General features: G+C 65.2%; 13 protein-coding genes. 7 read left to right on the top strand and 6 right to left on the bottom strand.

Features of this window, described 5'->3' with window-relative positions; genetic code table 11:
• Positions 1 to 167 precede the first annotated feature (167 nt).
• Positions 168 to 443, bottom strand: a complete 276-nt coding sequence (locus HV711_RS33420) for a hypothetical protein (protein ID WP_244142668.1) — start codon at positions 441 to 443, stop codon at positions 168 to 170.
• On the opposite strand from HV711_RS33420, the gene ppc reads away from it, so the two are divergent.
• Positions 421 to 3369 (top strand): phosphoenolpyruvate carboxylase, encoded by a 2949-nt coding sequence (gene ppc / locus HV711_RS06425; protein ID WP_244142669.1) that lies wholly within the window; start codon positions 421 to 423, stop codon positions 3367 to 3369. The two genes, HV711_RS33420 and ppc, sit on opposite strands and share 23 nt — an antisense overlap.
• 130 nt (positions 3370 to 3499) lie before the next feature.
• Here ppc and HV711_RS06420 read toward each other — a convergent pair whose 3' ends face one another.
• Positions 3500 to 4252 carry a class I SAM-dependent methyltransferase gene (locus tag HV711_RS06420; RefSeq protein ID WP_015002012.1) on the bottom strand — a complete coding sequence of 251 codons (753 nt, stop codon included), beginning with the start codon at positions 4250 to 4252 and terminating at the stop codon, positions 3500 to 3502.
• A gap of 178 nt (positions 4253 to 4430) precedes the next feature.
• On the opposite strand from HV711_RS06420, the gene HV711_RS06415 reads away from it, so the two are divergent.
• From HV711_RS06415 to HV711_RS06395, 5 genes are all read left to right on the top strand, one after another.
• Entirely contained in the window at positions 4431 to 5255 is an 825-nt protein-coding gene (locus tag HV711_RS06415; RefSeq protein WP_028360422.1) for a helix-turn-helix transcriptional regulator, read from the top strand.
• A 199-nt stretch (positions 5256 to 5454) separates the two neighbouring features.
• Complete coding sequence (argH, locus tag HV711_RS06410; protein ID WP_035484769.1) at positions 5455 to 6861, top strand: argininosuccinate lyase; 1407 nt, start codon at positions 5455 to 5457, stop codon at positions 6859 to 6861.
• Positions 6862 to 7038: 177 nt separating this feature from the next.
• Positions 7039 to 7575, top strand: coding sequence for an energy transducer TonB (locus tag HV711_RS06405; RefSeq protein ID WP_028360421.1), 537 nt, complete (start codon positions 7039 to 7041; stop codon positions 7573 to 7575).
• 397 nt (positions 7576 to 7972) lie between these two features.
• Positions 7973 to 9280, top strand: a complete 1308-nt coding sequence (locus HV711_RS06400) for an MFS transporter (RefSeq protein WP_035484788.1) — start codon at positions 7973 to 7975, stop codon at positions 9278 to 9280.
• Between the two features lie 151 nt (positions 9281 to 9431).
• Complete coding sequence (locus tag HV711_RS06395; RefSeq protein ID WP_013587520.1) at positions 9432 to 9611, top strand: hypothetical protein; 180 nt, start codon at positions 9432 to 9434, stop codon at positions 9609 to 9611.
• Between the two features lie 98 nt (positions 9612 to 9709).
• Here the strand turns inward: HV711_RS06395 and HV711_RS33800 are convergent, their stop codons facing one another.
• Complete coding sequence (locus tag HV711_RS33800; RefSeq protein WP_013587519.1) at positions 9710 to 9844, bottom strand: hypothetical protein; 135 nt, start codon at positions 9842 to 9844, stop codon at positions 9710 to 9712.
• Between the two features lie 584 nt (positions 9845 to 10428).
• Positions 10429 to 11433, bottom strand: a complete 1005-nt coding sequence (gene waaC / locus HV711_RS06390) for a lipopolysaccharide heptosyltransferase I (RefSeq protein WP_013587518.1) — start codon at positions 11431 to 11433, stop codon at positions 10429 to 10431.
• A gap of 211 nt (positions 11434 to 11644) precedes the next feature.
• On the opposite strand from waaC, the gene HV711_RS06385 reads away from it, so the two are divergent.
• A complete protein-coding gene (locus HV711_RS06385; RefSeq protein WP_035484771.1) occupies positions 11645 to 13159 on the top strand; it encodes a chloride channel protein in 1515 nt (504 codons plus the stop codon).
• 61 nt (positions 13160 to 13220) lie between these two features.
• Here the strand turns inward: HV711_RS06385 and minE are convergent, their stop codons facing one another.
• Together minE and minD are read right to left on the bottom strand one after the other, a co-directional pair.
• Complete coding sequence (minE, locus tag HV711_RS06380) at positions 13221 to 13475, bottom strand: cell division topological specificity factor MinE (protein WP_006048489.1); 255 nt, start codon at positions 13473 to 13475, stop codon at positions 13221 to 13223.
• A 14-nt stretch (positions 13476 to 13489) separates the two neighbouring features.
• A complete protein-coding gene (gene minD, locus HV711_RS06375) occupies positions 13490 to 14305 on the bottom strand; it encodes a septum site-determining protein MinD (RefSeq protein ID WP_013338516.1) in 816 nt (271 codons plus the stop codon).
• Positions 14306 to 14314: the final 9 nt, after the last annotated feature.

The following is a 14314-nucleotide window of genomic DNA, read 5'->3' as shown; positions in this document are numbered from 1 at the left end:
TGCATGCGCGATGATTCAATGCGGCGCAACATGTGCCGTATGCAGACTTGCCGACTTCGTGCGGGCGCGGCCATCCTCTCCGGCGTATCGCCATCGGTGCATACCGCTTCATGCAGTTCACGTTGCAGTTCCAGTGCAGTTCGAGTTCCGCAGTCGCAGTTCATCACTTAACAGACCCTGGCTTCCCTGAGGAAACCCATCGTGACGTCTTCCGGATCGGCGCGCTCCGCCCGCCGCAACACTGCATCGCCCAACGCTTCCCTTGACGACGCCGCCGCGTCCCCGGCCGCCGCATCGTCCACTGTCGAGACCACGCAGCCGCCCAAAGCCAAACGCGCGACATCCGGCGCGAAGGCCGCCAACGCGGCAAAAGCCGTCAAAGCCGAGAAAACTTCCGCGCCCGTCAAAGCGGACAAAACCGTGAAGACGTCGAAGGCGGACAAATCCGGCGAGGCCGCGCCTTCCGCGAAGAAGGGCAAAGCCAAAGCCGCCGGCAAAGCGCCGGTGCTGCAAGCCGTATCCGAAGACACCGTCATGGCCGCGCCAAAAACCAACGGCCGCACGCGCGACGACAAGGATCATCCGCTCTTCCAGGACATCCGCTACCTGGGACGGCTGCTCGGCGACGTGCTGCGCGAGCAGGAAGGCGACGCGGTGTTCGACGTCGTCGAAACGATCCGGCAGACAGCCGTGCGTTTTCGCCGTGAGGACGACAACGCCGCCGCGCAGACGCTCGACAAGAAGCTGCGCTCGCTGAGCCCCGAGCAAACGGTGAGCGTGGTGCGCGCGTTCAGCTATTTTTCGCATCTCGCGAATATTGCCGAAGACCGTCACCGCAACCGCCGTCACCGCATTCATGCGCTCGCCGGCTCGGCCGCGCAGCCGGGCAGCATCGCGTATGCATTGGAGCGGCTTGTCGAAGCCGGCGCCGCGGCCACGCCCGTTTTGCAGCAGTTTTTCAACGACGCGCTGATCGTGCCCGTGCTCACCGCGCACCCGACGGAAGTGCAGCGCAAGAGCATTCTCGACGCCGAGCACGACGTTGCACGCCTGCTCGCCGAACGCGACCAGCAGTTGACCGACCGCGAGCGCGCGCAGAACGAGAGGATGCTGCGCGCGCGCGTCACGTCGCTGTGGCAAACGCGGATGCTGCGCGACTCGCGGCTCACCGTCGCCGATGAGATCGAGAACGCGCTGTCCTATTACCGCGCGACGTTCCTCGAGGAAATTCCCGCGCTCTACGCCGATATCGAAGAAGCGCTCAAGGAGCACGGCCTCGAAGCGCGTCTGCCGCCCTTCTTCCAGATGGGCAGTTGGATCGGCGGCGACCGCGACGGCAATCCGAACGTCACCGCCGAAACGCTCGAGCACGCTATCGCGCGCCAGGCCGAGGTGATCTTCGAACATTATCTGGAGCAGGTGCACAAGCTCGGCGCGGAACTGTCCGTGTCGAATCTGCTGGCCGGCGCGAGCGACGAGCTGAAGGCGCTCGCCGAAATTTCGCCGGACCGCTCGCCGCATCGCACGGACGAGCCGTATCGGCGCGCGCTGATCGGCATGTACACGCGGCTCGCGGCAAGCGCGCGCGTGCGTCTCGGCGAAGGCGCCGTGCCGCTGCGCAGCGCCGGCCGCGGCGCCGCGCCGATCCGCGCCACGCCTTACGACGACGCCTCCGAGTTCGTGCGCGACCTGCATGTGCTGATGGATTCGCTCGCCGCGCATCACGGTGCGCCGCTCGCCGCACCGCGTCTCGCGCCGCTCGCCCGCGCGGCCGAGGTGTTCGGCTTCCATCTCGCGAGCATCGACTTGCGCCAGAGCTCGGACATTCACGAAGCGGTGATCGCGGAGCTGCTCAAGCGCGCGGGCGTCCACGACGACTACGCGGCGCTCGACGAAAGCGCGAAGCTCGAGGTGCTGCTCGCCGAACTCGCGCAGCCGCGTCCGCTGCGCCTGCCGTACGCCGAGTATTCGGATCTCGTGAAAAGCGAACTCGGCGTGCTGGAGCAAGCGCGTGTGACGCGCGAAAAGTTCGGCGCGCGCGCGGTGCGCAACTACATCATTTCGCACACGGAGACGGTCAGCGATCTCGTTGAAGTGATGCTGCTGCAAAAAGAAACCGGCTTGCTGCAAGGCCGACTCGGCAACGCGGACAACCCGGCCAAAGCCGCGCTGATGGTGATTCCGCTTTTCGAAACCATTCCCGACTTGCGCAACGCGCCGCACATCATGCGCGATCTGCTCGCGCTGCCGGGCGCCGATTCGATCATCGAGCACCAGGGCAACGAGCAGGAAGTGATGCTCGGCTATTCGGACAGCAACAAGGACGGCGGCTTTCTCACGTCGAACTGGGAGCTGTACCGCGCGGAACTCGCGCTGGTGTCGCTCTTCAACGAGCGCGGCATCACGCTGCGGCTCTTTCATGGGCGCGGCGGCACCGTCGGCCGTGGCGGCGGCCCGACCTATCAGGCGATTCTGTCGCAGCCGCCGGGCACCGTCGACGGTCAGATCCGCTTGACCGAGCAAGGCGAAGTGATTGCGAGCAAGTTCGGCAATCCGGAAATCGGCCGGCGCAATCTGGAGACGGTGGTCGCGGCCACGCTCGAAGCGTCGCTACTGCCGCACGGCAATGCGCCCGCCGATCTGCCCGCCTTCGAGGAAACCATGCAGCAGTTGTCCGACGCGGCCATGGCCTCGTATCGCGCGCTGGTGTATGAGACGCACGGCTTCAAGGAGTATTTCTTCGAGTCGACGCCGATCTCCGAGATCGCCGAGCTGAACATCGGCAGCCGGCCGGCCTCGCGTAAGTTGCAGGACCCGAAGCATCGCAAGATTGAAGACCTGCGCGCGATTCCGTGGGGCTTTTCATGGGGCCAATGCCGGCTGCTGCTGACCGGCTGGTATGGTTTCGGCAGCGCGGTCGCCGCCTATCTCGACAGCGCGCCGAGTGACGCCGAGCGCGGGCGCCGTCTTTCGCTGCTGAAGAAAATGCACAAGAGCTGGCCGTTCTTCTCGACGCTGCTCTCGAACATGGACATGGTGCTCGCGAAGACCGACCTCGCGGTGGCCTCGCGCTACGCGGCGCTCGTGTCCGACAAGAAGCTGCGCAAGCACGTGTTCGAGCGGATCGTCGCGGAATGGGAGCGCACGTCGAAGGTGTTGTCGGAGATCACCGGCAAACGCGAGCGGCTCGCGGAGAATCCGCTGCTCGCGCGGTCGATCAAGAACCGCTTTCCGTATCTCGATCCGCTCAATCACCTGCAGGTCGAACTGCTCAAGCGTCACCGCGCGGGCGACACCAACGCGCGCGTGCGGCGCGGGATTCATTTGACCATCAACGGGATCGCGGCGGGGTTGCGGAATACGGGTTAGTGGTTGGTGGGGCGGCGCTTTCTGGGTGCGCCGCTCGTTGATGGGTGTTTGGGTAAAGCCGGGCGTGGTCGGATGACTGCGGCCGGCTTTTGTTTTTGCGGCGTGGCATTGAATGCGATCAAGGCACCATTCAACCCGCCTCAATCATCACCGCATCCAGCTTGAACGACCCGTCTTCCTTCACGTCGAAATACTGCCTTACCTCGTCCGGCGAACCGCGCCACAGCGACTGAATCGCGACGACGCGCGGCTCGGGCGTGCGCATGCGCGCCACCCACGAGCTGAACTCGATGTCGATGCGCCAGCGCTCGCGAATCGACGCCTCGAAACCCGCGGCCTCGAACATGGCTATCCATTCGTCCTCACGGTAATCCCGAATGTGCGAGCCGTCGCGCAGCAATTCGATCGCCTGAATATGCGTGTCGAGCAGCGGATGGTCGATGCCGGCAATGTCGATGAACAACACCTTGCCGCCCGGTTTCAGCACGCGCCGCACTTCGGCAAGCGCGGGCGCCACGTCATGCCAGTGGTGCGCGCTCATCCGGCTGATCACCCAGTCGAACGTGTGATCGTCGAACGGCAGTTTTTCGGCCGCGCCCTGCTGCGTGCGGATGTTGGCGAGGCCGCGCTCCTTCGCCGCGCCTTCGACGGTGGCGAGCATCGGCGCGGCGATGTCGTACGCGATCACCTCTTTCGCGTGCGGCGCGACCGCGAAGCTCGCGTGGCCCGCGCCGCAGCCCATGTCCAGCACGCTCGCACCGGGCGTGCCGGCGATTGCCTCGGCCAGCGTGCGCAGGTCGGCGCCGGTTGCATGCGTCGGACTCGTCAAATAGGCGGCGGCGGTCGAGCCAAAGGCGTCGGCGACCTGATCGTGATGCTTCATGGATAGCTCCGTTTGTCTGCGTGGGACGAATTGTCGTGTGAGTCCGCGTGTAGCGCGTGGCAGCGCGGCCTGCCGTTCATGCCGCTACGCCGCTACAATAGAGCCCGCTCGGTACCAGTACAAGTTAAGCAATTATTCTGGTATCTATACCACCCTCCTCACGCGCCGCAAGAATCGAATGACCACGCGAACGAGCCCGTCCGTTTCCGCCGACCACCCGCCGCCGCTCGACGCCACGCCGGCCCGCGCGCTCGGCGACTTCATCCGCGCGCATCGCGAGCGCCTGTCGCCGCAAGCGGTCGGGCTGCCGCCCGGCCCGCGCCGCCGAACACCGGGCTTGCGGCGCGAGGAAGTGGCGCAACTGTGCGGCGTGAGCCCGACCTGGTACACGTGGATCGAGCAGGGGCGGCCGGTCTCCGCTTCCGCCGACGCGCTCGCGCGCATCGCCGTCGCGCTGCAACTGTCGCGCGCCGAACGCGCGTATCTGTTCGAACTGGCGGCACAGCGCGATCCGGCCGAGCCCGACCCGGCCGCCGCCGACGCGCCCGCCACGCTGCTCCAGACCGTGCAGCTCGTGGACGCGCCGGCCTATGTGCTCGACCGTCAATGGAATGCGCTCGCCTGGAACGAGCGCGCGGCCGCGCTGTTCGTCGGCTGGCTGGACGGCGCGCACGACCGCAACCTGCTGCGCTATACGTTTACCGAACCGGCGGCGCGCGAACTGATCGTCGACTGGGAAACGCGCGCGCGGCGGCTCGCCGCCGAGTTTCGCGCGGATTCGATCCGCCATCTGAACGACGCGCCCACGCGTGCGCTGATCGATTCGCTCAGCGCCGCGAGCGACGCGTTTGCGCGCTTCTGGGCATCGCAGGACGTGGGCGGGCGCGAAGGCGGACGGCGCGAGTTCAACCATCCGCGCGAAGGCAAGCTCGTCTACGATCAGATCACGTTCAAGCCCGCGCATCGCGAAGATCTGAAGCTGGTCGTGCTGGTGCGCGAGTAAGCGCGTGCCGCGGCGTCGCGGCGTCTTCTGCTCGCGCACAGCGCGCCCTTCGGTCATCGGGCGGGCAGCGCGCCAGTGTTAAAATCGTTTTCTTTCTTCGCTCCGGCGGGGCGCACGGTCGTGCCACGTGCATCCGCGCCGTCAGCCTCTGCATCGCCCGCTCCACTGCCCTTTAACCGCTGCTTAACTGCTCAACACCATGACGTCCCAACTGCACAAAAAAGGCGAAGCCTGGTCGGCTCGCTTCTCGGAGCCGATGTCGGAGCTCGTCAAACGCTACACGTCGTCGGTTTTCTTCGACAAGCGTCTGGCGCTCGTCGACATCGACGGGTCGCTTGCGCACGCCTCGATGCTGGCCGCGCAAAAGATCATCGCCGCCGACGACCTCGCCGCGATCCAGCGCGGCATGGCGCAGATCAAGGGTGAAATCGAGCGCGGCGAGTTCGAGTGGCAACTCGATCTGGAGGACGTGCACCTGAACATCGAGGCGCGCCTGACCGCGTTGATCGGCGACGCGGGCAAGCGCCTGCACACGGGCCGCTCGCGCAACGACCAGGTGGCGACCGACATCCGCCTGTGGCTGCGCGGCGAAATCGACCGGATCGGCGAGTTGCTGAAGGAACTGCGCAGCGCCCTGCTCGACATGGCGGAGAAGAACGCGTCGACCATCATGCCCGGCTTCACGCATTTGCAGGTCGCGCAGCCGGTCACGTTCGGCCATCACCTGCTCGCCTACGTCGAAATGTTTACGCGCGACGCCGAACGCATGCTCGATTGCCGCAAGCGCGTGAACCGCCTGCCGCTCGGCGCGGCGGCGCTCGCCGGCACGAGCTATCCGATCGACCGTCATGCGGTGGCAAAGACGCTCGGCTTCGACGGCATCTGCGCGAACTCGCTCGACGCCGTGTCCGACCGCGACTTCGCAATCGAATTCACGGCTGCGTCGGCGCTGATCATGACGCACATCTCGCGTTTCTCGGAAGAACTCGTGCTGTGGATGAGCCCGCGCGTCGGCTTCATCGATCTGGCCGACCGCTTCTGCACCGGCTCGTCGATCATGCCGCAGAAGAAGAACCCGGACGTGCCCGAGCTCGCGCGCGGCAAGACCGGCCGCGTGAACGGCCATCTGATGGCGCTCCTCACGCTGATGAAAGGCCAGCCGCTCGCCTACAACAAGGACAATCAGGAAGACAAGGAACCGCTCTTCGACACCGTCGACACCGTGGCCGACACGCTGCGCATCTTTGCGGAAATGGTCGCGGGCATTTCGGTGAAGCCGCAAGCCATGCGCGACGCCGCGTTGCAAGGCTTCTCGACGGCAACCGATCTCGCCGACTATCTGGTCAAGCGCGGGCTGCCGTTTCGCGACGCGCACGAAGCCGTCGCGCTCGCCGTGCGCATCTGCGCGGACCGCGGCTGCGATCTTGCGGATCTCACGCTCGACGAAATGCGCGCCGAGTTGCCGAACGTCGCGCATCTGATCGGCGAAGACGTGTTCTCGTATCTGACGCTGGAAGGCTCGGTTGCGAGCCGCAATCATCCCGGCGGCACGGCGCCCGAGCAGGTGCTCGCGGCGGTCAAGGCAGCGCGGCAAGCATTGAACTGAAGCAAGGGCGCGCCGTGATAGTGCGCGCTCATGCACGGCAAATTGCGAAGGCGAACTCATTGGCGAGTTCGCCTTTTTTCTTGCATGCGTGCCTGCTCGCACAGGGATGAACGCGGATTGAAACCGCGCGGTTTTTGACTACCATCAAGACACGTTCTGCCTTTTTCGTGGTTCATCATGCTCACCCGCACGCGCGTCCTTCACCTTCTGACTGAATGCGGCGCATGCCGCGGCCCCGCATGGTTGCTGCCCTTGCGCGGCACCGCTCTCGTCGCCTTGCTTGCCATCGCCGGCTGCAATTTCACCCTCACGCCGCCGACCCGCCCGGTCGTCGCCACGCCGCCTGCCGCGGTCAACAGCGCGACGCTGGATCAGTATCGCGAGGCCGTCGCGCGGCGCATCATCGAACGCAATCCGTCGTATGTGCTGCGCGGCACCCCGCAGGCCATGCTGCGCTCGCTCGTGGTGGTGTCGTTTACCGTCGATCGCGACGGGCGCGTGGTGCAATCGTCGGTCTATCGCACGAATGGCGACGACGATGCCGAGGGCACCGCGCTCGCCAGCTTGCGGCGCGCCTCGCCGCTGCCGTTGCCGCCGGGCAAACTGTTGAACGGCCGCGGCCAGCTCGAGCTGTTCGAAGACTGGCTTTTCAACGACGACGGCAAGTTCCAGTTGCGCGAGCTCGCCGCGCCGCAGGCACTGACCATCGACTGAACGCGGCCTGGCCGATCGGCGAGGCGCCTTGCTGCGCCCGCACCGCGCTCGCTATAATTTTCCGATTCCCTCGCCGGAGCCTTCCGGCACGGCTCAGGCCGCCCGCTCATCCGCCGGCGCGCCCGCAGCCGAGCGTCGCGGCGCCGCGTCATCCGTGCGCGCTGCGCAAGCGCCTTTGTGCCATGCGTTGTATGTTGTGCGTTGCGGCTTCTGTCGCTACGCAAACCCGGCGCGTGACCGGCACAAGCGCGCACGAAACCTCAACAAAGATACCGACTCAGCGCGCCGCTTTCCGGGCGCCGCCGCCATTGACCGGTTGACCGCGCCGCGGGCAATCAGGCTGCGGCGCGCCGCGACGCGAGCGGCCAAGCGGCATCACGACACATGGAGACCTTGCATGTCCACATCGCCGATTTCAGCGGCCAAGCCCAATGCGGCCGGGCAGACCAACAGCGCGCGGATCATCTTCGCGAGCTTCATCGGCACCGCGATCGAGTTCTACGATTTCTATGTCTATGCGACCGCCGCGGCGCTCGTCATCGGCCCGGTGTTTTTTCCGCACGGCTCGGCGACCGCTCAGGCTTTGTCGGCGTTCGTCACGTTCGGCATTGCGTTCGTCGCGCGGCCCATCGGCTCGTTTCTGTTCGGCCATTTCGGCGACCGCATCGGCCGTAAATCGACGCTCGTCGCTTCGCTGCTCGTCATGGGCCTTTCGACCACGCTGATCGGCTTCGTGCCGGGCTATGACTCGATCGGCAGCCTTGCGCCGATCCTGCTGTGCATCTTGCGCTTCGGCCAAGGCATCGGACTCGGCGGCGAATGGGGCGGCGCGGCGTTGCTCGCCACCGAAAACGCGCCGGCCGGCAAGCGCGGCTGGTTCGGCATGTTCCCGCAACTGGGGCCGTCCGTCGGCTTTCTGGCGTCGAACGGCCTGTTCTTCGCGCTCGCCATGTCGCTCACCGACGAGCAGTTCCGCAGCTGGGGCTGGCGCGTGCCGTTTCTCGCCAGCGCGGTGCTGGTGGCGCTCGGGCTCTATGTGCGCCTGAAGATCGCCGAGACGCCGGCTTTCCAGGCCGCCATCGAGCGGCAGGAGCGCGTCAAGGTGCCGATCGCGACATTGCTGTCGCGGCATGGGCTGCCCACGCTGCTCGGCGCACTGGCGATGGTGGTCTGCTACACGCTCTTCTACAACGCGACGACCTTCTCGCTGTCGTATGGCGTGTCGGTGCTGCACATTCCGCGGCAGACGTTCCTCGGGCTCCTGTGCATCGCGGTGGTGTTCATGGCGCTCGCCACGCCGCTCTCGGCATGGGCAAGCGACCGCTATGGCCGCAAGCCGGTGCTGATCGCCGGCATTGTCGCGGCTGTGCTGTCCGGCTTCACGATGGCGCCGCTCCTCGGCAGCGGCCAGACGCCGCTCGTGCTGCTGTTCCTCGTGATCGAACTGTTCCTGATGGGCGTGACCTTCGCGCCGATGGGCGCGCTGCTGCCGGAGCTTTTCCCTACCCACGTGCGTTATACCGGCGCGGGCGTGTCGTATAACCTCGGTGGGATTCTGGGCGCGTCGGTCGCGCCGTATATTGCGCAGATGCTGGCCGCGCGCGGCGGCTTGCCGTGGGTGGGCGCGTATGTGTCGATTGCGGCGGCGGTCAGCATGATCGGCGTGCTGTGCATGCGCGAAACCCGCGACTCGCGCATGATGTGAGGCGAGCGTTCGCGAGGTGGCGAGCTTCGGCAGCGTATCGCCGAAGCCGCCGCCTGGCGCCGGTTTCACCGGTGAATCCCCTGTCTTGCGCGGCTTTTTGACTTGCCTATACTCGAATCGAAATAACCCTATGGCAAGCAGGGAGGCCCGGATGAATCTTCATCTTCACAATGCAGACATCGTGATGATCATTGCGCTCGCGCTTCTGTGTTCGCTGCTGCTCGCGCTGCGTTTTCGACCCGCCAGTTGGAAAGGCATTGTGGTCGAGGCGCTGGCGGCGAACGCGGCGGCCATTACCGCAGTCGTCGCGTTCGAAATGCTGCTTGCGTGAAGCCTCGACCCTTTTTTTGCAGCGCGCCTCGCGACAGGCCGTCTGCTCGGGACGACTGAGCGGACGACTGAGCGGACGACTGAGCGGCCTGACCGATCTCAGCGGTAATAGTAGCCGTGGTGGTAATAGCCGCCACCGCCGTAGTAGTAGCCCGGCGCCGGCGCAACAATGCAGCCGCCGAGCAGGCTTGCAAGCACGGTGCCGGCGATCAGGGTCAGGATCAAGCGTTTCATGTTGTTCTCCGTCGAGTCAGATTATTCGAGTTATGTCCCGAATGACTCGATTGAACACGACGCGCGCCCGCAAGAACGTTGCCAGTTGTAAGGGAAGATCACGCCGGTGTTACACCTTGGGGTGCGTTTTGTGGAGAGGGACCGGGGGGCGGCGCCCCGCTCGCCCCGGTCAGCCGGCGCGAGTCACTCGCGCAAACCGCATGACGCGTGTAACGGCCAACGAAAAGCGACAGATTTAACAACCGTGTAATGGGGGCACTGGGGGCACACTGGAGCGACACTGGGGGCGCACGGCGTTTGGCACGCCGGCACGCGCCGCGGGCGGCACTGCAGACGGCACTGCGGGAAGGCGCTGCCACCAGCGACGCGTGCAACGAGCATCTTGCGTGCGCCGCACGTTCGCGCGCAATCCATACTCTCTTCGCCCGACGTTCCCCGACGCGGGCGTTTCTGGGCGTCACGTGACAGGGCCGGTTCGCTTCGGCACCCTGCGCGTCACGCCCTTTTCTTTGGAGCAAACGATTGCGCGGCGAGCCCTGCTCAAGCCGCAGCCGAGCCCTGCTCAAGCCGCAGCCGAGCCCTGCTCAAGCCGCAGCCGAGCCCTGGTGCACGGCGAGCGCCTGCGGCTCCATATGGACGTAGTCGATTGCGTCGAGCACGTCGCTGATAGGCGGCACCGAAAAGCCGTCGCCGACCGAGATAGAACGGAACGGCGCGTCCACGCCGCAATGCGCTGGCGAGGTGGCTACGAAGACCATCACCGTGCGCTTTTGCAGTGCATGGGCCAGATGGACGAAACCGGTGTCGGTGCCGAGCACCAGCGCGCACGCGTCGATCATCTGCGCGATTTCAGTCACGCTCATTTTCGGCAGAATCCGCGCGCCCGGCACCTGCGCGGCGATCTGTTCCGCTTCGCGGCGCTCGCCTTCCGAACCCCACGGCAGCACCACCCGGAAACCGCGTTGCGCGAGTTCCGCTCCGACCACTGCCCAATGCGAGAGCGGCCATTTCTTGTCGTCTTTCGACGTCGCGTGGAACAGCGCCGCGACGGGCGCACGCTCGCCGGCGAACGGCGGCTTTGCCGGCTCGGGCAGTTTCAGGTCGTAGACAGCCGGCCCCTGCACCTCGTAGCCGAGAGCCTCGCCGGCACTGATGCGCATGCCGTGCCACGCATTGCATTCCGGACGCGGACCGAAGCGCCCCGTGTAAGCGAACGCGGCGCCGCGCTCGCCCAGATCCTGCGACTGATAGCCGATGCGCCGCGACGAACGGGCAAGAAACGCGATGATCGCGCTTTTGTACACGCCGTGAATGTCGATGATGTAATCGTAGCGATGTGCGCGCAGCGCCGCGATGGACGCCGCGATTGCCTTGAAGTCGGCCCAGCGGCGCGCTTTCTTGAAGCGGCGCAGCGGCGCGAACAGCACGCGGTCGATGCCCTCGCACCATTGCGCCACTTCGGCGAAGGCCTCGTCCGCGGCCCAATCCACCTGAACGCCAGGAAACGCGCGCTTGATATCCGCCACGACGGGCAGCGCCTGGACGATATCGCCGAGTGAGGTGACCTTGACGATAAGGACTCGCTTCATTGAGGGCCTTTAATTGTTCCGACGTCAAAACATTTTAGCCGACGAAAGGAATAGTCTTTGCTGAACCAGGCAAGACGGCGCCCGGAAAATAATACGGCGGTTTACAACCCAATCATTACAGTTTTCCTTCGCATTATATTTCAAAATGCTTTCATACGGTTTTCCGCGATCCGCGCGCTTTATACTTCGTCCTTTGCTTTTCTAGATAGTCATGCCGCAAGCGCAACCTCTTCTTTCTTCCGGGATCGTGCGTCGAGCCCGACGCCTTTGGCGGCAATACGGGATTTTCTGGCTCGGGGCGATCGCGGTCGGCCTCATCGCGGTGCTCTACGCGCGGCTGATCGACTGGGGCTACGGCGAATTCCGCGCGGTACAGCAAGAGCATGTGTGGGCGCCGCTCGTCATCACGCCCGCCGTCGCGGCGCTCGCCGTGTGGCTCACGCGCAAGTTCTTTCGCGGCGCGGAAGGCAGCGGCATTCCGCAGGTGATCGCCACGCTTCATGCGAAACCCGGCGAGTACGGCTCGCGGCTGCTGTCGCTCCGTATTCTGCTCGGCAAGATCGCCGTGTCGTTTCTGGCGATTCTCGGCGGCTTTACGATCGGCCGCGAAGGTCCGACCGTCCAGGTGGGCGCGGCGCTCATGTTCAACCTGCGCCGGCTGTATCCGCGCTCGAATGCGCTGATCGAGCGGCAGCTCGTGCTGGCCGGCGCGGCGGCGGGGTTGTCGGCGGCATTCAACACACCGCTCGCCGGCATTGTGTTCGCCATCGAGGAATTGACGCGCAGTTTCGAGGCGCGTGCGAGCGGCGTGCTGATTACCGCGATCATCATCGCGGGGGTGATCGCGCTCGGGCTGAACGGCAACTACACCTATTTCGGCACGATTCAGATCGGCGCGCACTTTCCGGATGTGCTGGCGCTGGCGGTACTGCTCACGGCCATCGTCACGGGCATTGCGGGCGGCGTCTTCGGCTGGTTGCTGCTGAATACGGCGCGCTGGATTCCCGCGCCGCTGCGCCAGCTGCACGGCGAGCGGCCCGTCGCGTTCGCGGCGCTGTGCGGCTTCGTGATTGCAGGAGTGGGCCTGGTTTCGGGCGGCACCACGTTCGGCAGCGGCTATGCCGAAGCGCGCGGCCTGCTCGACGGACACGAGCAGTTGTCCGTGTTCTATCCGTTCCTGAAAATGATCTCGATGGTGGGCTCATACCTGCCTGGCATTCCCGGCGGCATCTTTGCGCCGTCGCTGTCCATCGGCGCGGGGTTCGGCAATCTGCTGCACATGGTGTTCGGCTCCATGCAACTGCCAATGCTGATCGCGCTCGCCATGGTCGGCTATCTGGCGGCCGTCACGCAGTCGCCGATCACGTCATTTGTGATCGTGATGGAAATGATCAACGGCCACGCGCTCGTGATTTCGCTGATGGCGACCGCACTGATCGCAAGCCGCGTGGCGCGACTTTTCGCGCCGCCGCTTTACGAAGCGCTCTCGGAGCGCTATCTCGCGCCGCTGCCGCGCCCGGCGCCTGCTCCGGTGCCGGAAGTGCCCGAGGTGGAGGCGCCTGAACCGGCGCCGCAGGAAACCGCTGCGGACACTTCCGTCGATGCGCCGGCGGACATGCCGGCGGATGCGTCCGCCGTTGCGTCCTCAGGTACGCCCGGCGTCACCGCGACCGATGCCTCGGCGCAGACCTCCGTCGAGCGCGGCCCAGCCGCGCCGCAGCCGTAAGCCACGCTCAACAGCAGCTCATTCGCGCGGCGCGCGCATCGGCATGCGCGCCGCCCGCCCGTCAGGTCTGCGGGATTTCGATCTTGACCTCGAGCACCTCGAGGTCGTCCTGGCGTTCGAGACTCACGCGGATGTCGTCATCCGAGATTCTTACGTACTTCGAAATCACGGCCACCAGTTCGCGTTGCAACGCAGGCAGATAATCGGCGGGAGCATGGCCGCCGGCGCGCTCGTGCGCGATGATCAACTGCAGGCGTTCCTTCGCTACCGACGCGGACTTCTTCTTCTCGCCCAGCAAAAACGAAAGAATCGACATAACGTGCGCTCCCCTTACTTGGTGCCGAAGAGGCGCTGCAGCAGCCCGGGCTTCTGGTAATCGATAAAGCGAAGCGATTTCTGCTCGCCGAGGAAACGCGACACCACGTCTTTATAAGCTTCCGCGACGTCCGTGCCGTCGAGGTGCACCGCCGGCAGGCCCTGGTTCGACGCATGCAGCACGGCTTCCGACTCCGGAATCACGCCGATGAGGTCGATGCGCAGGATTTCCTGGATGTCGGTCAGCGACAGCATTTCGCCTTCGCTCACCCGCTTCGGGTTGTAGCGCGTGATGAGCAGATGCTCCTTGATCGGCTCCTTGCCTTCGATCGCGCGCTTGGTCTTGGACGAAAGAATGCCGAGGATGCGGTCCGAATCGCGCACCGACGACACTTCCGGGTTCGTGACGATGAGCGCTTCGTCGGCGAAATGCATGGCGAGCAGCGCACCCGATTCGATGCCGGCCGGCGAATCGCACACGATGTATTCGAAGTCCATCGCGATCAGGTCGTTGATGACCTTCTCGACGCCTTCCATGGTCAGCGCGTCTTTATCGCGCGTTTGCGAGGCCGGCAGGATAAACAGGTTCTCGCACTTCTTGTCCTTGATGAGCGCCTGATTCAGATTGGCTTCGCCCTGAATCACGTTGATCAGGTCGTACACCACGCGGCGCTCGCAGCCCATGATGAGATCGAGGTTGCGCAGGCCGACGTCGAAGTCGATCACGGCGGTTTTGCTGCCGCGCAATGCGAGGGCCGATGCAAAACTCGCGCTCGTGGTCGTCTTGCCCACGCCACCCTTGCCCGATGTCACCACAATGATTTTTGCCATTACCCTTAC

Origin of the sequence: Paraburkholderia phenoliruptrix (assembly GCF_902859825.1) — a bacterium.
Classification (GTDB): domain Bacteria; phylum Pseudomonadota; class Gammaproteobacteria; order Burkholderiales; family Burkholderiaceae; genus Paraburkholderia; species Paraburkholderia phenoliruptrix.
Note: the sequence above shows the minus strand (reverse complement) of the source record. Positions and strands in the feature narration are given on the sequence as shown.